Source organism: Devosia sp. 1566 (genome assembly GCF_004005995.1).
GTDB lineage: Bacteria > Pseudomonadota > Alphaproteobacteria > Rhizobiales > Devosiaceae > Devosia.
In genome coordinates this window covers 1112809-1137505 of the sequence record NZ_CP034767.1, presented here as the reverse complement: position 1 = coordinate 1137505, position 24697 = coordinate 1112809, and the positions used below count along the sequence as shown (strand labels likewise).

At 61.8% G+C, this 24697-nt stretch carries 25 protein-coding genes and 4 tRNA genes; 16 read left to right on the top strand and 13 right to left on the bottom strand.

Features of this window, described 5'->3' with window-relative positions:
* Window positions 1-84: 84 nt before the first annotated feature.
* Window positions 85-1101 (bottom strand): amino acid ABC transporter substrate-binding protein, encoded by a 1017-nt coding sequence (locus ELX51_RS05510; protein ID WP_127752581.1) that lies wholly within the window; start codon window positions 1099-1101, stop codon window positions 85-87.
* 211 nt (window positions 1102-1312) lie between these two features.
* Between ELX51_RS05510 and metC the strand changes: the two genes are divergently transcribed.
* From metC to ELX51_RS05495, 3 genes are all read left to right on the top strand, one after another.
* Entirely contained in the window at window positions 1313-2503 is a 1191-nt protein-coding gene (gene metC, locus ELX51_RS05505) for a cystathionine beta-lyase (protein WP_127752580.1), read from the top strand.
* Between the two features lie 92 nt (window positions 2504-2595).
* A tRNA-Pro gene (locus ELX51_RS05500) sits at window positions 2596-2672 on the top strand.
* Between the two features lie 28 nt (window positions 2673-2700).
* On the top strand, window positions 2701-3006 hold the full coding sequence (locus ELX51_RS05495) for an ETC complex I subunit (protein WP_127752579.1): 306 nt from the start codon (window positions 2701-2703) through the stop codon (window positions 3004-3006).
* A gap of 264 nt (window positions 3007-3270) precedes the next feature.
* Here the strand turns inward: ELX51_RS05495 and ELX51_RS05490 are convergent, their stop codons facing one another.
* The 8 genes from ELX51_RS05490 to ELX51_RS05455 form a co-directional block, all read right to left on the bottom strand.
* Window positions 3271-4428, bottom strand: a complete 1158-nt coding sequence (locus tag ELX51_RS05490; RefSeq protein ID WP_127752578.1) for a Gfo/Idh/MocA family oxidoreductase — start codon at window positions 4426-4428, stop codon at window positions 3271-3273.
* Between the two features lie 115 nt (window positions 4429-4543).
* Complete coding sequence (locus ELX51_RS05485; RefSeq protein ID WP_127752577.1) at window positions 4544-5599, bottom strand: sugar phosphate isomerase/epimerase; 1056 nt, start codon at window positions 5597-5599, stop codon at window positions 4544-4546.
* 131 nt (window positions 5600-5730) lie between these two features.
* Window positions 5731-6879: a Gfo/Idh/MocA family oxidoreductase gene (locus tag ELX51_RS05480; RefSeq protein WP_127752576.1), complete on the bottom strand. Its 1149-nt coding sequence runs from the start codon at window positions 6877-6879 to the stop codon at window positions 5731-5733.
* Between the two features lie 5 nt (window positions 6880-6884).
* Window positions 6885-7634 carry a sugar phosphate isomerase/epimerase gene (locus ELX51_RS05475; RefSeq protein ID WP_127752575.1) on the bottom strand — a complete coding sequence of 250 codons (750 nt, stop codon included), beginning with the start codon at window positions 7632-7634 and terminating at the stop codon, window positions 6885-6887.
* A 69-nt stretch (window positions 7635-7703) separates the two neighbouring features.
* A complete protein-coding gene (locus tag ELX51_RS05470; RefSeq protein ID WP_127752574.1) occupies window positions 7704-8795 on the bottom strand; it encodes an ABC transporter ATP-binding protein in 1092 nt (363 codons plus the stop codon).
* 4 nt (window positions 8796-8799) lie between these two features.
* A complete protein-coding gene (locus ELX51_RS05465; RefSeq protein ID WP_127752573.1) occupies window positions 8800-9699 on the bottom strand; it encodes a carbohydrate ABC transporter permease in 900 nt (299 codons plus the stop codon).
* 9 nt (window positions 9700-9708) lie between these two features.
* Entirely contained in the window at window positions 9709-10653 is a 945-nt protein-coding gene (locus tag ELX51_RS05460; RefSeq protein ID WP_127752572.1) for a sugar ABC transporter permease, read from the bottom strand.
* Between the two features lie 100 nt (window positions 10654-10753).
* The gene (locus ELX51_RS05455; RefSeq protein ID WP_248305254.1) at window positions 10754-11998 is read right to left on the bottom strand and encodes an ABC transporter substrate-binding protein; all 1245 of its coding nucleotides are present in this window, start codon (window positions 11996-11998) and stop codon (window positions 10754-10756) included.
* A gap of 370 nt (window positions 11999-12368) precedes the next feature.
* On the opposite strand from ELX51_RS05455, the gene ELX51_RS05450 reads away from it, so the two are divergent.
* Together ELX51_RS05450 and ELX51_RS05445 are read left to right on the top strand one after the other, a co-directional pair.
* Window positions 12369-12445, top strand: a tRNA-Arg gene (locus ELX51_RS05450).
* Window positions 12446-12578: 133 nt separating this feature from the next.
* Window positions 12579-12818 carry a hypothetical protein gene (locus ELX51_RS05445; protein ID WP_127752571.1) on the top strand — a complete coding sequence of 80 codons (240 nt, stop codon included), beginning with the start codon at window positions 12579-12581 and terminating at the stop codon, window positions 12816-12818.
* Window positions 12819-13391: 573 nt separating this feature from the next.
* Here the strand turns inward: ELX51_RS05445 and ELX51_RS05440 are convergent.
* Window positions 13392-13811 (bottom strand): cytochrome c, encoded by a 420-nt coding sequence (locus ELX51_RS05440; protein ID WP_127752570.1) that lies wholly within the window; start codon window positions 13809-13811, stop codon window positions 13392-13394.
* Window positions 13812-14253: 442 nt separating this feature from the next.
* Between ELX51_RS05440 and ELX51_RS05435 the strand changes: the two genes are divergently transcribed.
* Genes ELX51_RS05435 through ELX51_RS05415 form a run of 5 tightly spaced genes read left to right on the top strand, consistent with a single transcriptional unit; the run spans window position 14254 to window position 19540 of the window.
* The gene (locus tag ELX51_RS05435) at window positions 14254-16056 is read left to right on the top strand and encodes a PQQ-binding-like beta-propeller repeat protein (protein WP_127752569.1); all 1803 of its coding nucleotides are present in this window, start codon (window positions 14254-14256) and stop codon (window positions 16054-16056) included.
* A 54-nt stretch (window positions 16057-16110) separates the two neighbouring features.
* Window positions 16111-16962 (top strand): transporter substrate-binding domain-containing protein, encoded by an 852-nt coding sequence (locus ELX51_RS05430; protein WP_127752568.1) that lies wholly within the window; start codon window positions 16111-16113, stop codon window positions 16960-16962.
* Entirely contained in the window at window positions 16959-17909 is a 951-nt protein-coding gene (locus tag ELX51_RS05425) for an ABC transporter ATP-binding protein (protein WP_127752567.1), read from the top strand. Before ELX51_RS05430 ends, ELX51_RS05425 begins: the two co-directional genes overlap by 4 nt.
* On the top strand, window positions 17906-18751 hold the full coding sequence (locus ELX51_RS05420; RefSeq protein WP_127752566.1) for an ABC transporter permease: 846 nt from the start codon (window positions 17906-17908) through the stop codon (window positions 18749-18751). Before ELX51_RS05425 ends, ELX51_RS05420 begins: the two co-directional genes overlap by 4 nt.
* Window positions 18752-18754: 3 nt before the next feature.
* A complete protein-coding gene (locus tag ELX51_RS05415; RefSeq protein WP_127752565.1) occupies window positions 18755-19540 on the top strand; it encodes a transporter substrate-binding domain-containing protein in 786 nt (261 codons plus the stop codon).
* Window positions 19541-19547: 7 nt separating this feature from the next.
* Here ELX51_RS05415 and ELX51_RS05410 read toward each other — a convergent pair whose 3' ends face one another.
* Complete coding sequence (locus tag ELX51_RS05410) at window positions 19548-20150, bottom strand: hypothetical protein (protein WP_248305253.1); 603 nt, start codon at window positions 20148-20150, stop codon at window positions 19548-19550.
* A gap of 186 nt (window positions 20151-20336) precedes the next feature.
* Between ELX51_RS05410 and ELX51_RS05405 the strand changes: the two genes are divergently transcribed.
* Window positions 20337-21029: a hemolysin III family protein gene (locus ELX51_RS05405; protein ID WP_248305252.1), complete on the top strand. Its 693-nt coding sequence runs from the start codon at window positions 20337-20339 to the stop codon at window positions 21027-21029.
* A 2-nt stretch (window positions 21030-21031) separates the two neighbouring features.
* Here the strand turns inward: ELX51_RS05405 and ELX51_RS05400 are convergent, their stop codons facing one another.
* Together ELX51_RS05400 and ELX51_RS05395 are read right to left on the bottom strand one after the other, a co-directional pair.
* On the bottom strand, window positions 21032-21526 hold the full coding sequence (locus ELX51_RS05400; protein WP_210258526.1) for a DUF192 domain-containing protein: 495 nt from the start codon (window positions 21524-21526) through the stop codon (window positions 21032-21034).
* An 11-nt stretch (window positions 21527-21537) separates the two neighbouring features.
* The gene (locus tag ELX51_RS05395; RefSeq protein WP_248305320.1) at window positions 21538-22056 is read right to left on the bottom strand and encodes a cold-shock protein; all 519 of its coding nucleotides are present in this window, start codon (window positions 22054-22056) and stop codon (window positions 21538-21540) included.
* A gap of 265 nt (window positions 22057-22321) precedes the next feature.
* Between ELX51_RS05395 and ELX51_RS05390 the strand changes: the two genes are divergently transcribed.
* From ELX51_RS05390 to ELX51_RS05370, 5 genes are all read left to right on the top strand, one after another.
* Window positions 22322-22738, top strand: coding sequence for a VOC family protein (locus tag ELX51_RS05390; protein ID WP_127752561.1), 417 nt, complete (start codon window positions 22322-22324; stop codon window positions 22736-22738).
* Window positions 22739-22901: 163 nt separating this feature from the next.
* Window positions 22902-23366, top strand: coding sequence for a D-Ala-D-Ala carboxypeptidase family metallohydrolase (locus ELX51_RS05385; protein ID WP_127752560.1), 465 nt, complete (start codon window positions 22902-22904; stop codon window positions 23364-23366).
* A gap of 72 nt (window positions 23367-23438) precedes the next feature.
* Window positions 23439-23513: transfer RNA gene (locus ELX51_RS05380), tRNA-Glu, on the top strand.
* A gap of 48 nt (window positions 23514-23561) precedes the next feature.
* Window positions 23562-23636: transfer RNA gene (locus ELX51_RS05375), tRNA-Glu, on the top strand.
* Window positions 23637-23943: 307 nt separating this feature from the next.
* Window positions 23944-24696, top strand: coding sequence for an SDR family NAD(P)-dependent oxidoreductase (locus tag ELX51_RS05370; RefSeq protein ID WP_127752559.1), 753 nt, complete (start codon window positions 23944-23946; stop codon window positions 24694-24696).
* Window position 24697 lies beyond the last annotated feature (1 nt).

The window sequence follows — 24697 nt, the reverse complement described above, 5'->3', positions numbered from 1 at the left end:
AACCAAATCTTCCGGCAACCCAATAGTCGGTTCGAATCAAAACCGGCGCTTTCGTGGGAAAGCGCCGGCTGGTTACTTCAAGGCTTAGCGGATCGGCGGGGCGTACTGCAGACCGCCATCGGTCCACAGCGCATTGAGGCCACGCTCCAGCCCGATAGCGGTGTCGGGACCGACATTGCGGTTGAAGGCTTCGCCGTAGTTACCCACGAGCTTGATGATCTGGTAGGCCCAGTCCTTGGTCAGGCCGATTGGGGTGCCGAAATCGCCTTCAACGCCGAGCAGGCGCTTAATGGCCGGATTGTCCGAGCCCAGCATTTCATCGACATTGGCGGAGGTTACACCCAGTTCTTCAGCTTCCAGCAGGGCGAAATAGGCCCAGCGGTTGATGTTGAACCACAGATCGTCGCCCTGGCGCACCACGGGGCCAAGCGGCTCCTTGGAGATGATCTCGGGCAGGATGATATGCTCGTCGGGGTTGGCGAACTTGGAGCGCTCGGCAGCAAGCGCCGAAGCGTCGGTGGTGTAGACGTCGCAACGGCCATCTTCATAGGCCTTCACCACTTCGTCCTGATCCACAAAGACGACGGTGTTGAATTCGAGATTGTTGGCCGCGAAGTAGTCGGCGGCGTTGAGTTCGGTCGTGGTGCCCGATTCGATGCAGATGGCAGCGCCCGAAAGGTCCGTGGCCGCAGCGATGCCATCGGCCTCGCGCACCATGAAGCCCTGGCCGTCATAATAAATCGTGCCGATGAACTTGATGCCCAGATCGGTATCGCGGCTCATGGTCCAGGTGGTGGTACGCGACAGAATATCGATTTCGCCGGCAGACAGAGCTGCAAAGCGCTCCTGCGAGGTCAGGGGCGTGTAGCGGACGGCTTCGGCGTCGTTGAAGATGGCGGCAGCCACGGCGCGGCAGAAGTCGACCTCGAGGCCGGCCCACTTGTTGTTGGCGTCCGGTGCCGAGAAGCCGGCAACACCGCCGGTAACGCCGCATTGAACATAGCCCTTGGCTTTAACGTCGCCGAGCGTATCGGCGTAGGCGGCAGTTGCTGTGAGGCCAAAAGCGGCAGTCACAGCGAACTTGACGAGCGTCTTGTGCATTCGGTTGCCTTTTGTTTCCTGACTAGTGTCCCACAGCTCGTTCGGCGCAGGCGCCCGGCTCTGGTTGCACCGCCGCTTGGTTGGGCGGCTTTGATGCTGATATGCATCGAACCGACTAAAGCCATTTGCGTCAAGAGCCCAAGCTAGCTCTCCCGCGATGATTTGGCGTATATTTAGTCAGAACAGCGATTTGACGTGGAAGTGAGCATAGATGCATCGCCAAAATTCATCCGACGAGACGCCGAAACTGTCCGTCGAAACCTTGCTCACCCATGCTGGCCGCTCGCCCGAGGATCAGTTCGGGTTTGTGAATACCCCGGTTTATCGCGGTTCAACCGTACTGTTTAACAGCCTGGCAGATCTGGAAGCCCAGGAGCAGCGCTTCTTGTATGGTCGCGCGGGAAATCCCACCACCGCCAGCGTTGAAGCGGTCGTCACGACGCTGGAAGGCGCGCACCGCACGCTCCTGCTCCCCTCGGGCCTTGCTGCCATCACGGTGGCGCTCCTGGCCTGCGTCAAGGCGGGTGATGATGTGCTGATCTCGGACAGTGCGTATGATCCGGTGCGCAAGTTTGCCGATGGCTTTCTCGCGCGAATGGGGGTGACAGCGCGCTATTATGATCCGCGGGTTGGGGCGGGTCTTGCCGTGATGATGCAGCCCAACACCAGGGCGGTGCTGGCGGAAAGCCCAGGCTCGCTGACCTTTGAAGTGCAGGACCTGCCCGCACTGGCCAAGGTTGCCCATGATGGGGGAGCACGGCTGCTGGTGGACAATAGTTGGGCGAGCCCGCTCTATCACCAGCCGCTGGCGCTGGGCGCTGATATCGTCATGCATGCCGGCACCAAGATGTTTGTGGGCCATTCCGATGCGTTTGCCGGCACGATTTCCACCACAGAAGCCGTTTGGGTTGATGTGTTGAAGACACGCACACTGCTGGGCTTTTTCACCTCCGGGGACGAAGCCTTCCTTGTGGCAAGAGGTTTGCGCACGCTGGCGATTCGGATGGCGGAACACCAAAAGCGGGCGCTCGAGATGGCGCGCTGGCTTGAGGAGCAGCCTGAGGTGGCGGCGGTGTTGCATCCGGGCCTGCCTAGCCACCCCGACCATGCGCTGTTCCAGCGTGATTTCACCGGCTCGGGGAGCCTGTTCAGCATTGTGCTCGCCCCTGCCCCGCGCGCGGCCCTCGCCGCGTTCGTTGATGGGTTGTCGCTGTTTTCGATGGGCTATTCCTGGGGCGGCTATGAAAGCCTTTGCCTGCCGATCAAGCCCGCCGGGAGCCGCACCGCCGTGCCGTGGACGGCAGAGGGCAATATGATGCGCCTTCATATCGGGTTCGAGGCGATCGATGATCTGAAGGCCGATCTCGCGCGGGCACTGGAGCGCTATAGCGCCGCGCGGTGAACCAAATCGCGTGATAGACGATTAGTGTGAAATGAGGGGCACGGGTGCCTTGCCCTTTGCGCCGGAACAGGCTAACCACTGCCCGGCGATCTCGGAGTGTAGCTCAGCCTGGTAGAGCACCGGTTTTGGGAACCGGGGGTCCAAAGTTCGAATCTTTGTACTCCGACCATCGCACCGCATAGTCTTGAGGTTGTTCCATGACCGCTCGCATCTACCGGCCGGCCCGCAGCGCGACGCAATCGGGCAAGGGCAAGTCCAAGCAGTGGGTTTTGGTGCATGAGCAGTCCACGCCCCGCTCGATCGAAGGGCTGATGGGCTATACCAGTTCAGCCGATACGCGCCAGCAGATCCGCCTCTCGTTCGAGACGCTGGAAGCGGCCGAAGCTTATGCGCAAAAGAATGGCATCGCTTATTCGGTGCAGCCGGCCCATGAGCCCACCGTCAAGCGCGTGAGCTATCCCGACAATTTCCGCCACGACCGCAAGGCGCCCTGGACGCACTAGGCGCCTTTGGGTTGATGGGTGTTGATTCCCCTGCCCCGTGACGGCGCGGTTTAGAACGCGACGTTTCAGTTCTATTCTTGCTGGTTTTCTTGGCGCGCGGCTAGTGCGGTAGCGCGGCCAGGTTCGCACGCGTTCCGTTTTCTTCAAAGGCATCTCAGGATGGACCCCGGCTCAAGGCCGGGGTGACAGGTGTGGGTGGGGTGAACGCGGTGGGTCACCTCGGGGTCCGTTAGGGCTGAGCACCGCGAGCGGGCCCCGGGCCGTTCAGACATCGCTGAGCTTGGTCCATTTGCCGTCATTGCGGCTCGATTGCACCGAAGCGGTGATGAACTGCATGCCTTCGACGCCATCGGCGAGGCTCGGGAGCAGGCCTTCGTAGGCTTCCCCGTTGCCGCGGATCACTTCGGCGAACTGGCTGTAGAGCGTGGCGAAGGCCTCCAAGTACCCTTCGGGGTGGCCGGAGGGGATGCGCACATTCATGGTGGAGGCCGCGACCTGGGAGATGGCGCCTCCGCGGGTCAGCAACTGGCGCGGCTTACCGAACTCGGAAAACCACATGTAGTTGGGGTTGTCCTGCCGCCATTCGAGGCCGCCCTTGTCGCCATAGACGCGCAGTTGCAGGCCGTTTTCATTGCCGACGGCGACCTGGCTGGCCCAGAGCATGCCGCGGGCGCCGCCGGCGAAACGCAGCATGATATGGACGTTATCGTCGAGCTTGCGACCGGGAACGAAGCTGGTCAGGTCGGCCGACACGGCTTCGGTTTTAAGGCCGGTAACAAAGCGCAGGAGATTATAGGCGTGGGTGCCGATATCCCCGATGGCGCCGCCAGCGCCCGAGCGCTCGGGATCGGTGCGCCATTCGGCGCCCGGTGCGGTGCCGGATTGCTCCACCGGCTCGGTCAGCCAATCCTGCGGATATTCGGCCTGAATGACGCGGATCGTGCCCAGCGCGCCCGATTCCACCAGTTCGCGAGCCTGCCGGATCAGGGGATAGCCGGTGTAGTTGTGGGTGAGCAGAAACTTGGCGCCGTTCGCCGGCTTGATTTCGGCGAGCTTGCGCGCGTCCTCGAGGGTCGAGGTGATGGGCTTGTCGCAGATGACGTGGATGCCGGCCTCGAGAAAGGCCTTGGCTGGGGCGAAATGGAGATGGTTGGGGGTGACGATCGAGACCGCTTCGATGCCGTCGGGACGAGCCGCTTCGGCGCGGGCCATGTCCTCAAAGCTGGTATAGATGCGGTCAGGTGCGAGCCCCAAATTGCGCCCGGATTCCTGGGCGACTTCGGGGCGCGACGAGAGCGCGCCGGCCACCAGTTCATAGTCACCATCGATGCGCGAAGCGACGCGGTGCACATAGCCGATAAAGGCTCCCTTGCCGCCGCCAACCATGCCGAGGCGAATGCGCCTTGCGCCGTTTTCAGCCATGAAATGCCTCCCCTTGTTCTTTGATTACTTTGTTCGGGGGCGATACCCCCACCCAGCCTCCCCCAAAAGGGGGGAGGTGATGGGCCCTTAATGAGCCATGTGAGGTCGCGGAGCTTTACTCGAGCCCAAGCATGCGCCGGTTAGCCGCCTGATCAGTGCCAGCAGCGGCAAAATCGTCAAAGGCGCGCTCAGTGACGTGGATGATGTGGTGTTTGATGAACTCGGCGCCTTCGCGCGCCCCATCCTCGGGGTGCTTGAGGGCGCATTCCCATTCGAGCACCGCCCAGCCGGCGAAGTCATATTGCGCCATCTTGGAGAAGATCGAGGCGAAATCCACCTGCCCATCCCCCAGCGAACGGAAGCGCCCTGCCCGGTTGATCCAGCTCTGGTAGCCCCCATAAACGCCCTGGCGGCCGGTCGGGTTGAACTCGGCATCCTTGACGTGGAACATGCGGATGCGCTCGTGGTAGATGTCGAGGTATTCGAGATAATCGAGCTGCTGCAGCACGAAGTGGCTGGGATCGTAGAGCAGATTGGCGCGGGGATGATTGTTCACCCGCTCGAGGAACATCTCGTAGGTGACCCCGTCATGCAGATCCTCGCCCGGGTGAATCTCGTAGCAGACATCGACGCCCGCCTCGTCGAACGCGTTGAGGATGGGCGTCCAGCGGCGCGCGAGCTCGTCAAAAGCTTCCTCGACAAGGCCGGCCGGGCGCTGCGGGAAGGGGTAAAGGAACGGCCAGGCCAGCGCGCCCGAGAAGGTCGCGTGTTCGGTCAGGCCCAGGTTCTGCGAGGCCTTGGCGGCCCACAGCATCTGCTGCACGGCCCATTCCTGGCGCGCCTTGGGATTGTTGTGCACCGAAGCGGGGGCAAAGCCATCCAGCATGGTGTCGTAGACGGGATGGGCGGCGACGAGGTGACCCTGAAGATGGGTCGAGAGTTCGGTGATCTCGACGCCGTTTTCGCGGGCGATGCCGGCGATTTCATCGGCATAGGTCTTGGAGGTCGCGGCCTTTTCGAGGTCGATCATGGCGCCAACGCCGGTCGGGACCTGTACGCCCTTGTAGCCCAGACCCGCCGCCCAGGCGCAGATGCTGCCGAACTCATTAAAGGGGGCGGTGTCGCCGGCGAACTGGGCCAGGAAAATGGCTGGGCCCTTGATGGTGCGCATGATGTTTCTCCTCGATAATTCCCGTCCCAAGCCGGGCAAGTCATGTCGCCAGCTCGGGCTCCCCAGATGCAATCGGCGGCACGCGGCCGCCGATCCTCGTTAGTGTTACGCTATCGCTCGCGGCGATAGTGTCAAGCCGACGCCTTGAGTAGGGCCTGGGCCTGTTCGGGCTTGAGCGCGGCGGGGCGCTCGCAGGTGGTGGCGAGCGTCAGCACCTGCCCGCTTTCGCCGGCCTTGAGCAACGAGGTCATGACATCGACAGCATGGAGCGCGACGTCCAGGCCACAACGCGCGCGGTAGCCGCCTTCGATGGAGGCCATCATGTCAGCAAGGCCAGCCGTGCGGTAATTGGCGCGGGGGTTGGGCTTGTCCTGATCCTGGTTGACCTTGCCGAAGGGATGATCCCAGGGCGTGACCGTGGTCTTGGTGCCTTCGATATCGGTGGTGACGAGTTCGCCGCCAAAGAAGTTGGGATCGGGCACATAGATCGTGCCTTCGGTGCCGTAGAGCTCGATATTGTGGTGGCCGTGGCTGGCCACGTCCCAGCTGGCCCCCATGGTGACGATGGCGCCGTTGTGGAACTCGAGCACGCCATGAACCGTGGTCGGGGTGCCGACCTTGATCTTGGTGCCCTGATAGGGACCGGGTGCCGTCACTTCACGCTCGGTGCGCGCCATGTTGGTGAAGGCGGAGACGCGCTTAACCGGGCCGATCAGGTGGATGAGGTCGGTCACGTAATAGGGGCCGACATCAAGCACCGGGCCGGCGCCAACCTGGAAGAAGAAATTAGGATTGGGATGCCAGTGCTCCATGCCGCGGCTCATCACATGGGTGGTGCCGCTCATGATGCGCCCGAGGGCACCGGAATCAATGATGTCGCGCGCCTGCTGATGGGCGCCGCCCAGGAAGGTGTCGGGCGCGCTGCCAACCAGGAGATTACGCTCGTCCGCGGCCTTTTTGAGCGCGAGGCCTTCTTCGAGCGACAGCACGAAGGGCTTTTCGGAATAGGCGTGCTTGCCGGCCGAAACGATGTCCGTGGACACCGAATAATGGGTCGAGGGGATGGTCAGATTGACGATCACGTCGAGTTCGCTGTTCTTGAGCAGCTCGTCGGGCGTCTGGGCGGCGACACCGAACTCCTCGGCGCGCTTGCGGGCGGCTTCGGGGATGATGTCGGCGACCGCGCGCACTTCGAGCCCCTTGAACAGGGGCGCGAGACGCAGATAGGCGCTCGAAATATTGCCGGCACCCATGATGCCGACGCCAAAGGTCTTGGCCATAGCGGTTACTTCCAGTTCTTGGCGGTGGCGATGGAGCGGCGGGCAAAGCGCTCGGCATCGGAGGGCTTGTCGTGTTCAGCGACGAAATACTGGGCCTTGGTGCGGCTGGTGACCTCGTTGATCAACTGGTCCCAGTTGAGGACGCCAAAGCCGACATCGGCCCAGCCGTCTTCATCGGTGGCTTCCCCGGCCGGGGCAATGTCCTTGACGTGCACGGCGGTGATGCGGTCGCCATAGCGGTCGAACCACTGCACAGGGTCAGCCTTGCCGCGGGCGATCCAGGCAACGTCGGCTTCCCATTCTAGCGCGGGGGCAGTTTCGAGGATGATTTCCATCGGGGTGCGGCCGCTGGTGGTGGGCACAAATTCGAAATCGTGGTTGTGCCAGCCAAAGCCATAGCCTTCACGAGTGAAGGTTTCCCCCAGACCCGCAAGGGTTTCAGCCAGCTCGACCCACTTGCTTTCGTCTGCGCTGCGCCCTTCCGGGCCGATATGGGGGCAGTAGAGGCGCTTCACACCGAGGGTTTCAGCGGTCTTGAGCGCGGTATCGGTGTCCTGCAGCTGAGCAAGACCGAAGTGGCCGGTAGGCATGGACAGGCCATTGCGCTTGAACTTTTCCGCCAGTGCGGGCGCATCGGCATAAAGACCGCCATAGCCTTCCACCTGGGTGTAGCCGAGAGCCGCCAGCTTGGCGAGGAAGTCATCGAGATCGGGGTAGTTGCGGGCGCTATAAAGCTGAAATGACAACTCGGTCATTGGGGCCTCTTGTTCGAAAAATCTGGCGTGAATAGGCGGCCCTGCCGGACGGCGGAGCCGAAGCGGTTGTCAGAGCCGGTTGGTGCTCTGGGTGTCGAAGATGGAGCCACGAGCCGGATCAAAGCCGACCAGCAGCTTCTGGCCGACATGAAGTTGCACATCGCTGTCGGCCCGGAAGGTGACGGGCTGGCCGGCGATCCGCGTCCAGGCGAGCGTGTCCGAGCCCATGGGCTCGACGATCTCGATCTCGACTTCGGTGGAGAAGGGCATCGTTGCAGCGACATCGCCAAGCACGATGTGCTCGGGCCGAACGCCGAGCACGGTCTTGGTGGCGCCCTGGGGAGCGGTGGCGAAATCATAGGTGCCCATGGAAACATGGGTGCCATCTTCGGCCACGAAGTGAGGCTGAGCGCCGCCGTTGAGGGTGCCGTTGATGAAGTTCATCGAGGGCGAACCGATGAAGCCGGCGACGTAAAGGTTCACAGGCTTGTTGTAGATGGTGTGCGGATCGGCCAGCTGCTGGATTTCACCGCTGCGCATGATGGCGATGCGGTCGGCCAGCGTGAGCGCCTCGATCTGGTCGTGCGTGACATAGATCATGGTGTTCTTGAGCCGCTGGTGGAGCCGCTTGATCTCGACGCGCAAATCGCTGCGCAGCTTGGCGTCGAGATTGGAAAGGGGCTCGTCGAACAGGAACACATCCACATCGCGCACGAGAGCACGTCCGATTGCGACGCGCTGGCGCTGACCCCCCGAAAGATTGGCCGGCTTGCGCTGAAGCAAGGGCTCGATCTGAAGGATTTCGGCGGCCCGCGCCACGCGGCGCTGGATCTCGTCCTTGGGCATGCCGGTGACGCGCAAGCCAAAGGAGAGGTTCTTTTCCACGCTCATCTGCGGATAAAGCGCATAGGACTGGAACACCATGCCGATGCCGCGGTCCTTGGGTTCGGACCAGGTGACGTTCTTGCCACCGATGAAGATCTGGCCGCCCGAGACATCGAGCAAACCGGCAATGCAGTTGAGCAAGGTGGATTTGCCGCAGCCGGAGGGCCCGAGCAGGACGATGAATTCGCCCTGCCCCACTTCGAGATCGAGGCTTTTGAGGACCGGCACGGAGCCGAAGTTAAGCGACAGATCCTTGATGGAAACGCTGCTTTGCATTGCTTTATCCCTTCACCGCGCCAGCGGCGATGCCGCGCACGAACCATTTGCCTGAGACGAAATAAACAGTCAGCGGTACCGCTGCCGTCAGGATCGTTGCGGCCATGTTGACATTGTATTCGCGCACACCCTGAGCCGAGTTAACGATGTTGTTGAGCTGCACGGTCATTGGGTTGTTCTGCGTGCCGGCAAAGACCACGCCGAACAGGAAGTCGTTCCAGATACCGGTAACCTGGAGGATAATCGCCACGGCAAAGATGGGCAGCGACATGGGTGCCATGATCTGGAAGAAAATGCGCCAGAAGCCTGCACCATCCACGCGCGCCGCCTTGAACAATTCCTGGGGCAGCGAGGCGAAGTAGTTACGGAACAGGAGCGTTAGGATGGGCATGCCGAAGACGGTGTGGACAAGGATGACGGCCCAGAGCGTGCCGAAGATCTTGAGCTCGCGGGTGATCATCACCATCGGGTAGAGCATCACCTGATAGGGGATGAACGAGCCCAGCAGCAGGCAGGTGAAGAAGAATTCGGAGCCCTTGAAGCGCCAGTTGACCAGCGCATAGCCACTGATAGCGGCGACGAACACCGAAACAACGGTGGATGGGAGGGTGATCTTGACCGAATTCCAGAAGCCGGGGGCAAGACCGTTACAGGTCAGGCCGGTGCAGGCGCTGGTCCAGGCCTTAACCCAGGGCTCGAAGGTGACTTCAAGCGGCGGGGCGAAGATGTTGCCGAGACGGATCTCGGGCAGGCCCTTCACCGAGGTCATGATCATCACATAGAGCGGCAGCAGGTAATACAGGGCCGCGACGATGATGATGCCGTAGATGATGATGCGGGCTGGCGTGAAAAACGGACGGGGGCGAGGACCAAAGGGCTCGGCGGTAGCGGCAATAGTGGCCATGGTGTTCTCCTAGCGCGCCTTCTTTGGTCCGAATTCGATGACGATCCAGGGGATCAGGATCACGAACACGGCCGCAAGCATCACTGTCGAGGCCGCCAGGGCCTGGCCCAGATTGCCAGCGTTGAACATGTAGTTGATGACGTATTTGGCGGGCACTTCGGAGGACAGGCCCGGGCCGCCATTAGTGAGCGCCACCACAAGGTCATAGGTGCGCACAAGGCCCGAGCCGACGATCACCAGCGTGGTAACGATGACGCCGCGCATCATGGGCAGCACGATCTGCAGGTAAGTGCGCCAGGTGGGAATGCCGTCGACGCGCGCGGCCTTCCAGATTTCCTCGTCCACCCCCCGCAGGCCGGCCAGCATCAGCACCATGACAAAGCCCGTGCCGTGCCAGGTCCCCGCGATCATGAGTGCATACAGCACCATGTCGGTATTGGTGATCCAGTCGAAGGTGAAATTGGTCCAGCCGAGGCCCCGCATCGTAGATTGCAACCCCAGCGTGGGGTTCATGATCCACTGCCAGACGAGGCCGGTGACGATGCCCGAGAGGGCAAAGGGATACAGAAAGATGGTGCGGAAGCCGCTTTCGAAGCGGATCTTCTGGTCCATCAACACGGCGAGCAGGAAGCCCACCACCATGGTGAAGACCAGCGAGAAGATGCCATAGGTCAACAGATTGGTGGCCGAGATGCGCCAGCGCCGGGCGGCAAAGAGGCGCTCATATTGTTCCCAGCCGATAAAGGCGCCATTGGGCAGCGCACGTGAATCGGTGAACGAAAACCAGACGCTCCAGAGCGTACAGCCGATAAACACCACCAGCACGATCACCACCATGGGTGTCGCCGCGATCTTGGCGCTCAGATTGCGCACAAACAGATTGTGCAGGAGTCCTGGTGGCTTGTCGGCCGCCACCGGCCGACCCAAAGCACCAGCGTGCTGGATGTCGGTCATAGCGCTTCCCCTTTAGCGAAAACTTGGGCGAAGCGGCCAAGGGGCCGCCCGCCGCGCCGGTGGGGACCGCCACAAGCGGCCCCCGTTCGGCAGGACCAGCTTAGTTGGCGGACTCGATAATCGAAGCGTATTCTTCGATGTAGTCGTCAACCGAGAAGCTCTTGTCGGCGAAGAATTCCTGATTGAGGTCGTCCAGCTGCTGCTGGGTGTCGCTCGAGTTCAGGGTTTCGCCGGAAGGCAGCAGGCCTTCGGGGCTCTGGAGGATCGCGATGGCCTTCTGCATGCAGGGATTGGCCGTCGACAGGTCGATATCGGTGCGGATGGGCATGGAGCCCTTCTTGAGGTTGAACGCCACCTGGGCTTCCTTGCTGACGAGCAGCTTGGCGAGCTCCACCTGAGCATCCAAGACGTCCTGCGAGGTGCCCTCTGGCAGCTGCGGGAAGTAGAAGGCGTCGCCGCCACCCTCGATGCGCTGGGTCAGGCCCAGGCCCGGCAGGCATTCGTAGTCCTCGCCGGGAACGGCGCCGGCGACCTGCAGGTCACCCTGGATCCAGTCACCATGGATGTTGGCGGCAGCTTCGCCGGCAATCAGCTGATTGGCGACGTCGCCGAACTGCGGCACGACTTCAGCCGGGTCAACAGCATCGCGGATGGTGGCCCAAGCTTCGGCAACCTTGCGGAACTCGGGACTACGAACAGCTTCTGCGTCATGCTCGCCCCAAACCTTTTCGTAAAGTTCGGGACCGCCAACGTCAGCCAGCAGCACACCGGGAATGCCGTTCAGCGGCCAGCCAGCGGCAAGGCCGAAGGGGATGACGCCAGCTTCACGCAGCTGGGGAATGGCAGTGGCATATTCATTCCAGTCCTTGGGAACCGGAATGCCGGCGGTCTCGAAAGCCTTGGTGCTGAGCCACAGCCAGTGCCAGGAGTGGATGTTGACGGGCACGCAGTAGATCTTGCCCTCGTAGGTGCAGGCGTCAAAGAGACCTGGATCGGCGTAGAATTCCTTCCAGCCCTCTTCTTCGGCAATTGGGGTGAGGTCGCGGATCAGGCCGGCCTGGATGAGGCCCTCGGCGTCGCGGCCGGTATTCATCTGGGTGGCGCCCATCGGATTGCCGCCGAGGATGCGGCTGATGATGACGGGGTTGGCACCGGTGCCCGAACCAGCCAGGGCGCTATCGACCCATTTATTGCCGGTCGCATCGAACAAGCGGGCAAACTCTGCCACGGCGGCGGATTCACCGCCCGAAGTCCACCAATGGGTGACTTCCAGCTCTGCAGCCATCGCGGCAGTCGAGCTCATCAAGGCAGCCGCCATCGCGGCAGCCACGGTAAACTTTGTCATAGATGCATCCTCCCAAGGATCCTGGAGCGAACCGCTCCGCAAATCTGCCAGCCGCAAGGTTATCTTCTTGTGAGATATCCCGAGCTGGCCGCGTTTAAATCGATTTCATTGGCGTCCAAGAGACCTCTGCAATCGATTGCATTAGTTTCATACACGTACCTCATTGCTGTCAAGGTGCATTTGAACTTGCAGGGAAAACCCTCGGAAAACCGGGTTCTTGCGAGCAGGAGCTTAGGAGCATCGCCTGCCGGGATCGACAAAATCGCGCGTGGTGGCTGCTGTTGCGACGCCCCGTACAAAGATGGATGCGCCAGAGACCAAGAGGCGGGTTTTTTTCTGGCCGAAATCGGGTAAAGGAGGGCTTGGCCGAGGTCCCGTAGCTCAGCTGGATAGAGCAGCAGCCTTCTAAGCTGTTGGTCGCAGGTTCGAGTCCTGCCGGGATCGCCAATTTCACCAGATTTTGCGAGCACACTACCCTGCAGGATTTATTGCACCGCATGTTGACCCTTTTCAACAGCAAGTGAGCACGGGGAACTACGCTAGGTCATTGGCATTGGTCTCAAACAGAGGAGATCCTAGAATGGCCATTTCGACAATCGACCGCATCCGTGACCCGCTCACCGACCGGTTTGATTTGGATGAACTGCCCCGCGTGGCGCCTTGGGTTTATGACGAGATTACGTCGATTGGCGTGAACGAGGTCAGGGACACGATTGCAGATATGGGGGAGGACCCAACCGAGTCTCTGCTCATGCGCACTTGGGTGGAAGCACTGACGCAGCACCGATCGAAGATTTGGCGCGCGCTGGCTCAGGCTTGACCGCTGCTGGCCTGGCCAATCGGACCGAACCGGCGTTCAATTTTGGATCGCAATTCGGCTGAGCTGCTCCAGCGGAAAAATCCCACCACCCTGGAACGTTAGGGGCTCGTTTAGGTTAACAGGCCATGCTGAGTTACGGCTGCAAGGCCTGCGTGAGGAGTCCCCGAATGTCCGAATTGTATGTGTGCGCCACTCTGGCGATTGCCGCTTACTCGACCTGGCTGTTTTTCGAGCTTACCGGCGACCGATCCGACCAGCAGTAACACGGAACTGCCGGTGCCGCTGACAGGCGGGGCGTGCGGACGAATTCATTAAGCCGTTCACGCGGTGCATGTCTAGGCTGGGGCTGATCTCATGTTCGAGGATCGGATCGGCTTCAGCGGGCTTGACCAGTCCAACTGCTGCTCAGTCCAGTGCAGGGTTCGGTTGAATCCCGTCGGATCAGCATTCTCGCTTTAGCGCACGGCCCTGCCGGGAGCGCCACGCGCCGCAACTTCGGTGCTCATGGTAAGGGCCAGGAGGGGGTGGTGTCCCCTCCCCGCACAATCGCGCAACAGCGCAACAGCGCCGCCGCTACTTCTCAATAACGAGGCCCGCAAGGGCATCGAGGTTGTCGGGCAGCGGGGTGGTGCCGGGCTGGACGCCGTTCTTAGACAGAATATAGGCCGTCAGTTCGGCATAGGTCTTGTCGCTCAGGCGACCCGGGCGGTCGGGGGGCATGGCCGTCTTGATGAAGCCAAACAGACCATCGGCGGTGAAACCGAAATAGGTGCCTTCAAAATTGCTGCCGCGCAGGGGCGGACCACCGAACTCGCCATCATCGAGATTGGCGCCGTGGCAATCCAGACAGCTCTTTTGATATTCCGCGCGTCCAGCATCGGCCTGGGCGGCAGTGAAGCTTGCCTTGGGCAGGTCTTCCTGGGCGTTGGCCAGTGTTCCAGACAAGGCGAGTCCGGCCATTGCCGCCGAGATGGCGAAGGTACGAAGCAGCATCGAAATTCTCCTCAGAACGTCACAGGCTAGTTGCCGGGCTTGGTTACCCGGTCTGGGCAAACTCAAGCGTGAAGCAATCGGCTGCGCAGGACAACAAGTTTATTTGTGACGCGACGCGGGTTTACTGCCAGGCCTAGGAGTCGCAGGTGAGCTTCATACTTTAGTTGAATGCGACGCCGGGTGGACTTGCTGCGGCAGGCCGCCGCAGCCGCCGACGAGCACGGCCCATGGCCCGGCACAGAGGGGTTTGCGCCCGAGTCACCCCCGTCGGTATTGCCGTCCGCGCCCCGACGGTATGGCGATCACGCTTAGCCTGACCAAGGTTGACGGCTCCAAGTAACGGGGCGCATGATCGGTGTAACGCTGCCAAACCATTGCGTCGCGAGGGCACAAAGCCCGTGACGAAAATCGGGCTTTCAGCGTCTACGGAGGAAATACTCAAATGCAAAAGCGGTTACTGCTCGCCTCATCAGCGCTCGCGAGCTCATTGCTTGTTCTTGCCTCGGGCATTGTTCATGCCCAGGAAACGCCGTCCCGGCTCGATAGCTACACCCCGGTGACCGACGAAACGTTGTTGAACCCCGCCGATGGCGACTGGCTGCACTGGCGCCGCACCTATGACGGTTGGGGCTATAGTCCACTCGAGCAGATCAACAAGGACAATGTCAGCAACCTGACCGTCGCCTGGACCTGGTCGCTGACCCCGGGCGCGACCGAAACCACGCCGATCGTTCACGACGGCATTCTTTACGTGCACAACAACCTCGACAAGGTCCAGGCGCTCGACGGCGCTACCGGTGACCTGCTCTGGGAATATGTGCGCGATCTGCCTGAGGACGTTGTGGCGGCTGGCACCGGCAACACGGCCACCAAGCGCAACATGTCGATCTACGAGGACAAGATCATCCTCGCGACATCGGACACTCATATCATCGCGCTCGACGCCAAGACCGGCCAGGTCGTGTGGGACGTGCAGCCTGCGGACTGGAACAAGGGCTGGCGCTATTCAGCTGGTCCGCTGATTGCCGACGGCGTGGTGATCCAGGGCATGACCGGTTGCGGCAATGCCCAGCCTGGCGGCTGCTTCATCACCGGACACGACCCCTCAACGGGCGAAGAAAAGTGGCGCTTCTACACCATCGCTCGCGATGGCGAGGCCGACAAAACCTGGAACGGCATACCGCTCGAAAGCCGCTTTGGCGCATCGGTGTGGCTGGCCGGGACCTATGATCCGGAAACCAAGACCGTATTCAGCGGTGTGGGCCAGCCCTATCCGTGGATTGCCGAGATGAGCGGCCTGCTGCCGGCATCCGAGGAAGAAGGCGTCACCAATGACGCGCTTTACAGCGACTCGACCCTTGCCCTCGATCCCCAGACGGGCGAGCTCAAGTGGCACCACCAGTATCTCAAGAACGACACCTGGGATCTGGACTATATCTATGAGCGCATCCTGATCGATCTTCCCCATGATGGTACCGATCGCAAGCAGGTCGTGACAGCCGGCAAGCTGGGCATCATCGAATCGCTGGACCGCGAATCGGGTGAATGGCTCTGGGCCAAGGAAACCGTGCCGCAGAACGTGGTCGCTTCCATCGACCAGGAAACCGGCGAAAAGACCATCAACCCTGATTCCATCCCGAAGATCGGCGAAACCACGCTCAACTGCCCGGCTGACCCCGGTGGCCGCGCTTGGCCAGCAACGGCTTACAGCCCGCGCACGCAGATGCTTTATTTGCCGCTCAACGAGTACTGCTCGAACACCACGCCTCAGCCGCTTGACGCCGGCCAGATCTATACCGGTGGTGGTCGTGCGACCTTCTCGCGTATTCCGGTTGACGGCAGCGACGGCAATATCGGCCGCGTGGATGCCGTGAGCATGGTTGACCAGGAAACCGCTTGGTCGCATCGCCAGCGCGCACCGATCGTCTCGGCCGTGCTGCCCACAGCAGGCGGCGTCGTGTTCGCCGGTGACTGGAACCGCTGGTTCTATGCGTTCGACGACGAGTCGGGCGACGTGCTCTGGAAGATGCGCACCAACAACGCGATCAACTCCTTCCCCGTCAGCTATGAAGCCGATGGCAAGCAGTATGTCGCGGTTGCCGTGGGTAACGGCTCGAGCATGGCGCGCTCGGTAGCGACGCTGACGCCTGAACTGGTGGTACCAACCGCTGGCTCGGTGCTCTGGGTGTTCGCCCTGCCTGACGACGCAGCAGGTGCTGCCGACACGCAAGCTGCCGCAAACTAGGCAGTTGGACGCGGGCGCTTCGGCGCCCGCGGTTTTTCTTGAGGAACCAGCCTGATGGTTTTGCTATCCCGCCTTCGCCGCCACGGGCGGGTTCTTGCTTCGTGCCTGCTCTGTGCGGCTGCCCTTTGCGCCCCGGGACTGGCGCAGGATCGCCCCAGCCTGCCCGACCAAGAAAAGTTCGGCCGGGCCAGCGACGAGTATTCCTTCCGCTTTTGTGTTGATCCGCGTGATCCCGGGTGGGAGTTCGACAAGGCGATTGGCCTTGCCATTGCCGATAGCCTCTTGCTCGAGCCGCGCATGCATGTGGTGACCGACACCAATGAGCGCGCCGAGTTCGAGGATGTGTATCGGCACCTGCTGGCCGATTGCGCCGTGTATTTCGGGTTCAAACTGTTTGCCGGCGGTTATCCCGAATGGGTGACAGTCACCCGGGCTTATTACGAAACCGGCTATGTGTTTGTGGCCAAGTCCCCCGCCCCCGCGACCCTCGGCGACATCGCCCCGGGCCAGGCGCTTGGGGCCACGATCGGCTCTGCGGCAGATTTCCGCCTCGTGCAGTTCAACAATTCCCGCCCGGCCGGGGAGCGCTGGCGGCGTTTTCCGATGGCGACCGACACCCAGGCGCTCGACGCCGTGCTGAGCGACACTGTCGCCGCCGCCCTGGTTTGGGCACCCTCGTTTTATGCCTTGGGCAAGAGCCGCCCTGATATCGCCGCGCTCGACATCATCGCCTCTCCCAGCCCGCTCAACCTGCCGCCGGTGCCCATTGGTGGCGTCATGCTTAGCCGGGACACCTTCTTGCGCAACAATATCGACCAGGCGATTGCGGCGCTGGTCGCGGATGGCGTCGTCGATGAGTTGCTGACGCAAATCGACATGCCCGGTGCGGCACCCTCCAATCCATGACTCCTGCAGTCGAACTGCACGACCTCAGCAAGCGCTATGGCCGTCATCTGGCGCTCGATGGGGTAGGCCTGACGATCAACCGCGGCGAGGTCTTTGCCCTGCTCGGCCCCAACGGCGCCGGCAAGACCACCTTGTTGCATATCCTCTGCACCCTGCTGGCGCCCGACAGTGGCACGGCCAAGGTCGGCGGGGCCGATGTGATGCGCGACCCATTACGGGTGCGGCGCAATCTCGGCGTAGTGTTCCAGACCTCCAGCCTGGATGGACGCCTGACGGTTCGTGAAAACCTCGAGTTCCACGGCATGGTCTATGGCGTGCCCAAGGCTTTGAGGCGGGACAGAATCCAGGAAGTGCTGGCGGCGGTCGAGCTTGCGGATCGCGCCAACGCATTGGTGCAGACGCTTTCGGCCGGCATGAAGCGGCGGCTCGAAATTGCCCGCGCCCTTGTGCATGACGCGCGGATCCTCGTGATGGATGAACCGACGGTGGGGCTCGACGCTCGTTCACGCGACGCCATGTGGGACTATATCGCCAAGCTGCGTGCCGAACGTGACCTGACCCTCATCATCACCACCCATTATGTCGAGGAGGTGGAGAACTGTGACCGGGTTTGCATTATCGACCAGGGCAAGGTGGTGGCGCTGGACACGCCGCATGCGCTGAAATCGCGCTACGGGCAGGAATATATGCGGCTGCGCCCGGTGGATGCCGCGGCAGCGCAGGCAATCCAGTCGCGCTATCCTGAGCTGGTGACGCCTATCCCGGAGGGGTTGCTGGTTCGCATCCCACAATCGCAGTTCACGCGGGAGTTCCTGGGCGAATTCGGCGATCGGCTCACCGACCTGTCCTTTGATCGCTCGAGCCTTGCTTCCGTGTTTCTCGCCATTACCGGTCGGCAACTGGAGCGCCCGGAACCCGTCACGCCCAAGCGGGAGGGACGCCGATGAGCCTGGTAGATGACTTTCCCCAAACCACACCGCTGGGGCCGCGGGCTTTGGCCAGCGGGGTGTTTGCCATTTGGCTGCGCGAGATCAAGCGGGCCGCGCGGGACAAGGGGCAATTAATCGGTGGGGTTAGCCGGCCGCTGCTCTGGGTTCTGGTACTAGGGATCGGGCTTAACCCTTATTTCCGCGGCGAGGTTTATGGCGCGGTCCGCTTTGTGATCCCATTCACCTATCTGCAGTTTATCTTCCCGGCCGTTATCGCCCTCAACATCATGTACACTTCGGTGCAATCGGCGGTGTCGCTGATCTGGGACCGCGAGTTCGGCTTCTTGCGCGAAGTGCTGGTATCGCCCATGCCACGCGCGCTGGTGCTGCTCGGCAAGGTGCTGGGCGGCGCGACGGTGGCGATGTTTCATGGCTGCCTCGTGCTGATCCTGGCGTTTTTCGTCGATGTGCCCATCGCGCCAGCCGATATCGCCATGGGCCTGCTGTTGATGTTCCTCCTGTCCTTTGGCCTGACGTCGCTGGGGATCGTAATTGCGCATCGGGTGCGCAGTTTTGAGGGCTTCGGGGTGTTTTCGAACGCCGTGATCCTGCCGCTGTATTTTCTCTCGAGCTCGGTGTTTCCGCTCGATCCAGCGCTGTCGCGGGCGCAGGCGGCGATCATCTATCCGGAATGGCTGGTGTTCCTTATCCACGCGAATCCGATGACCTATGCCGTTGATGCGCTAAGAAAAAACTTCATCGGCTTCGCCCAGTTCGATCCGGCCCTGGGGCCGCTGGTGCTGGTGGGCATGTGCGTGGTCTTTTTCGGCTGGGCGCTGTTCGACTTCCGCAAGAACTGAGCCATGTTGCGCCGCCTCCTCGATACTGTGTCGCAATATGCCTGGTTAATCGGGGGTATGGCTCTGTTGTTGGCGGTGTATTTGCTCCCGCCCGATACCTCGCTTTCGGAGGTGCGGCGCCAGGGTCTGTTGAGCGCCTGCCTGCCCGTGACGCGGCCGCCGCTCGTGACCGCTGACGAGGCCGAACCGGGGCTCGAAGTTGAACTGCTGCAGATGATTGCCGAGGAAATTGGCGTCCGGTTCCGGCCGGTCACAGTGCCCGCCATGGGTGAGGATTTTGATCTGAGCCTGTGGCGGATCAGCCGGGCGCAATGCTCGGTGGTGGGTGGTGGCACGCTAGACACAGCAGCCACCCGCGCCTTTCTGGATGTAACGCCACCATTTGGCGAGACGGGTTGGGTGGTTCTGTCCCGGGCAGCGGGCGGACTGCAGCCCGGGACGACAGTGGCGGTGCTGGCCAATGTGCCGGGTGCCGACCGATTGGGGCTGTCGCGGTTCTTGCGAGGGCAAGGCGTTACCCCCCAGCTGGTGCGCTCGCCCGATGATCTCGCGACCGCAATTGCAGACGGTTCGGCCGATGCCGGCATTGCCGACGCGCTTTATGCCCACGCGCTGGCTCGCGAGACTGGCTTGGTCATGACCGATCTGCCGCCGCCGCTCGGGGATGACGCTTTGGTGTTTGGCCTCTGGAAAGGGGACCTAACCCTCAAGCGCGCCATCGTTGCTGCCTTGGCGCGCATCCGTGACGACGGGCGGCTCAATGACTTGACCGTCAAGTACCTCGATTAGCCCAAACTCAGTCGATCAGCGCCAAAACCGCGGCCACGATTGGGGCCAGCCAGAGCTGGATTTTGCCGGTCGCGAACACCACAAGAAGGGCAAGGCTGACCAGCAGTCGCCGCCGCTCCAGCCAGCCGGCAATTTCCGATGTCCGGCCGAGCAATGCGCCAGCCGCCAGCGGCGGCACGGGCACGAGGTTGATCAGCGCAAACAGCACGGCGCTGCCTGAAAGCGTTTGCAGACCACTGGTGACGATGGCGCCCCAGGCTAGCGAATCCATGTTGATCGCGAGTGGGATGAGCCGCTGGGCCAGCCAAGCCAGGGCCAGCATGGCCAAGCTTGGGGCGAGCACGGCCGCAACCGGGCCGAGAACGGGGGGGCGCAGACGTGTCGGCGTCAGGTGCAGTGGCGTCATCCAGCCCAGGCCCGACACCAAGAAGGCGACAGCGCCGATCAGATCGAGATGAGCAGCAGGGTTGAGGGTGAGGCGGCCGTCTTGGGCGGGGCCTTGATCGCCCAGCAAACGCGCGGCACCCGTAAGGGCAAATCCGTAGATGGCGAGGATTGGGACCAGCACCGCAATGCGGGTCAACAATGTCGGCAGCGTCAGGTCGAACATGCTATTCCTCCCCGGCTGGTCGAACATGGAACGGCCGGTCGGGTCAAGCGATTGCGGGCCGGTGGGACGGAGCGCCAAGGCCGCTCGTGGCCTTCTGGCCTGCGGCACAGGCGCACGCGCTGCAACTCTGTGGCTTATCAGTGCGTTGGCAACCCGGCAGCAACAGGCTCGCCGCAGGAGCCCGTAGTGCAGCACCCCGTTCAGCAGTCCCCGTCCTATTCCTGGTGGAGCCGCGAGCAGCGTCCTTATACCCCGGCCGAACTGGTGGCCGATGGTCTGGTGCATGTGTTCGGGCTGGTGGGGGCGCTTGTTGCCGGATCGTTCCTTCTGGTATTTGCCCTGACGCACACTGCGCCGGAGGCGTTTCCGGCGCTTGTGCTGTATGTGGCAACGCTGATCTGCGTGCTTGGCGTGTCGCTGGCGTATAATCTATGGCCGGTTTCGCCGATCAAGATGCATCTGGCGCGGCTCGACCAGGCCGCCATTTTCCTGTTCATCGCCGGCACCTATACGCCTTTCCTCGCGGTGCTGGGCGGCACGACCACGGGCATGGTGATGACCACCTTCGTATGGGCCGCCTCGCTGATTGGCGTGGCCCTCAAGCTGCTGGTGCCGCACCGCTTCGGGCGCCTTGCCATTCTGCTGTACCTGGCAATCGGCTGGAGCGGCATCCTGGTGTTCCAGGCGCTGGCCACCGCCCTGCCCGCCTCAACACTGTGGCTGATCCTGGCGGGCGGCGTCGTATATTCGCTCGGAATTATCTTCCACTTGTGGGAAACGCTGAGATTTCAGAACGCCTTGTGGCACGTCTTCGTGGTCGCGGGCGCCAGCCTGCACCTGTGGGCCGTGCTTGATTGCATGGTGTTCAAGCGGCTCTAGGATCAGGGCTGTGGCGCCGCCTCGATGAGGTCATGCTCGACGGTATCACCCGGCTTGAGGCCAATCTCCTGGGAGCGCCCGCCGGGGATCTCCAGCACATAACGCACTGGAACCTGCGAGGGGATCGAAGTGGGGTCGTGCGGGCGGGCATTCACATGCACGGTTTTGACGACGCCCTTGCCATCGATGAAAATCATGTCGAGCGGAATAAAGGTGTTCCGCATCCAGAATGACACCTCCCGCTCATCCACGAAGTCAAAGAGCATGCCTTCGTCATCAGCCAGTTCCTGGCGGTACATCAGGCCCTTGGCGCGGCTTTCGGGCGTATCGACGACTTCGACTTTGAAGGCGTGATCGCCGGTCGAGGTGTGGAGAACCAGTTGGCCCTCATCGCTGCAGGCCGCCAGCGGCGCGACCGCGAAGAGAGCAGCCACGAGCAGACCGGAACGGCGCACCACTTGGGCGGCAGCGGGAGGCGCGGTGAAGGCGGTAAGCATGGATGGTGATCCTAGTGCGAAGACGGTGCGTCGCCCCATCCATCGGGCCGAATCTCGGCAACCATAAGGCCCTTGGGGCCATCGCCATAGCGAACCAGCACGAACTGGCCGGGCCGCAACTCGGTGATGCCGAAGCGGCGCAAGGTTTCCATATGGACGAACACGTCAGGCGTGCCCTCGCCCGCGGACAGAAAGCCAAAGCCGCGAATGCGGTTGAACCATTTCACCTCGAGCCGGACCATGCCCGAAGTTGGCTCCACCACCACATGGGTGCGCGGCGCCGCCATCTGCGAAGGATGCCGCGCGGTGGATTCGTCCATGGAAATAATACGAAAAGCCTGTAGCCCGCCGGGGCGGTTAAGGGCCTCTACCACGATGCGGGCGCCTTCATAGGCGGTTTGGTAGCCGTCGCGCCGTAGACAGGTGACATGCAGCAGCACGTCGGCCATGCCATTATCGGGCACGATAAAGCCAAAACCCTTGCCAGCGTCAAACCACTTGATGGCACCGGAAACCTCGATGGTATCCATGCTGCCGTCAGTCGCTTGCGGGCGATCGGTCACCGCCCCGGTAGACAGGGTCGTAGGCTCGTCGCCCTCGCCGCTCAGTTTGGCCCCCATAGATGCCGCCTTTTCGTACTCGCCTCGCGCCGCGAGGTACTCCACTAGCCTTAGCACTGTGTCCGATTCAGTGGCAAAAGTTAAGAAGGTGTTTCGAAATAGTTTAGGTGTGGCAGTTGCGGCTCACGTCTTCACTTGTTAGGCGAGTTGCCCGAACTGCAGAGGAATTACCCCGATGAAATATCTGCACACCATGGTCCGCGTGACCGATGTGGAAGCGAGCCTGCGATTTTATTGCGAGGGGCTAGGCCTAGAAGAGGTCAAGCGCAGCGAAAACGAGAAGGGCCGCTATACCCTGATCTTCCTGCGCGCTCCGGGCGACCAAGGTGGGGAAGTTGAACTCACCTATAACTGGGATCCCGAAGAATATACCGGCGGGCGCAATTTCGGGCACCTCGCCTATCTCGTCGATGACATCTATGGCTTGTGCCAGCACCTGTCGGACATGGGTGTCGTGATCAATCGGCCGCCGCGCGACGGGCATATGGCCTTTGTGCGTTCGCCCGATGGGATCTCGGTTGAGCTGATCCAGAACGGCACCCTGCCCCCGCAGGAGCCCTGGGCTTCCATGCCAAATACCGGCAAGTGGTAAGCTAGCGAATCCCGATTTTTGTCTGCCGGCCAAGGGCCGGTAGACAGCTTCGTTAACCCTGATGCTTAGGCGCGGGTTAGCAATCTCGATCGTATTTTAGTGGCTTCGCAAACCATCAGTTGCTGTGTTGCTTGTGCGCAACTGGCCGACCTGAGTGGACGCCATGAAAACGATCGCCGCCCTCCTCATTTGTGTTCTGGTCCTAGCTGGCTGCGCGCCAATGGCGATGTTCGCCAGTGGCAGTGGGCAAGCCTATTCCGGCAAGCGCTCGGACTGGGGCACTTATGTTGCCAGCCGGGAGGTGAATGCCTTTTGCATCAGCCCGCAACTACGTTTCCTGATCTGGGAGTTCGAGGGGCATTTCGGGCGCAAGGTGATCATGAGCTCGGGCTATCGCGATGGCCGGCACAACAAGGCGGCGGGCGGCGCGGACAATTCTTTTCACACCAAATGCATGGCGGCTGACTTCTATATCCCCGGGGTAGACAAGCGCGAGCTGATCGCTTTTGCCATGCGCACGCCGGCGGTTGGCGGGCTCGGGTGCTATCCTGGTAAACCCTTTATTCATGTGGATGTGCGTGAGCGGCCCAAGGGCTATCGGCGGCCGGTGACTTTCTCAGGCTGTTGAAAAAGTTGATGGAAAGCGCGCAAAGGTGTTGCACATCCAAAAGGGTCCGACTATACGACCACCAGCGCTTAGGCGCCCTTCGTCTATCGGTCAGGACGCCACCCTTTCACGGTGGAGAGAGGGGTTCGATTCCCCTAGGGCGTACCATTTTCCTTGCTGCTGTTGCGGGGATAAGCTAGCACTAAGACCTCCTCCGCGCCCATCGTCTAGCGGTCAGGACACCGCCCTCTCACGGCGGGAACAGGGGTTCGATTCCCCTTGGGCGTACCAGGGTCTTGCTTCCAATTTATTGCCGCTTGTGCTGATCGCGTCAGGGAACTGACGGATCGGCTTTTTGCGTGTTTGCACCCTTTTGCCACTTTTGCGCCGGGTTGATGAACGGCGGCTGTCGATTTGTTCATCGGGGCTTTTTGGCGCCGAAGTTATGCCCGGACGGTTCGGGTTGGGTGATGATGGGGCGGTGATTCTGGGCGGAGACAATCGTGGTGACTGAACGACCCCCTCCCCCGGCCCCTCCCCTTAAGGGGGCGGGGAGGATTTGCAGCGGCAGTGGGGACAGTTTGGGGAGCAGTTTGGCATGACCGAAAAAGTTGCCTGGATCATTGGGGGCGGTTCGGGGATCGGGGCGGCGGTGGCGCGGATGCTGGCGGACCGGGGCTGGACGGTTGCGGTTTCGGGGCGGCGGGTCGAAAAGCTGGCCGAGGTCGCGGATGGCAAGCGCATTCATGCCTTTCCCCTGGATGTGACCGACACCGAGGCGGTGGATGCGGCAGTGGCGGAGGTAATCGCGCGGCTGGGGCGAATCGATCTGTTTGTGTTCGGGGCGGCGGCCTGGCAGGAGCGCAAGGTCAGCGATTATGCCATTGAACCCTTCAGCGCGGTGGTGGACGCCAATTTCCTGGGATTCGTGCGGTTCCTCGATCCGATTATCGCGCAGATGCGCCGGCAAGGCGGCGGGCAGATTGCCGGGATCGCTTCGGTAGCGGGTTATTTCGGCTTGCCGCGTTCGGCGGCTTATTCCTCGACCAAGGCGGCGATGATCGCGTTGCTGCAGACGATGCGCACGGAACTGGCTGGCAGCGGGATCAAGGTGCGGATGATCGCTCCGGGATTCGTGAAATCCGAGCTGACGGCGCGCAATGATTTCCCGATGCCGTTCCTGATGGAAACCGAGGATGGGGCGCGGCGGATCGTTGATGGCCTGTTGGGCTCGGATCGGTTCGAGATCGCGTTTCCCCGGCGCCTGGTGTGGCCGATGAAACTGCTGCGGATGATGCCCTACCCGGTGTTCTTCTGGGTGATGGGCCGGCTGCCCAAGCCCAAGGATTAGA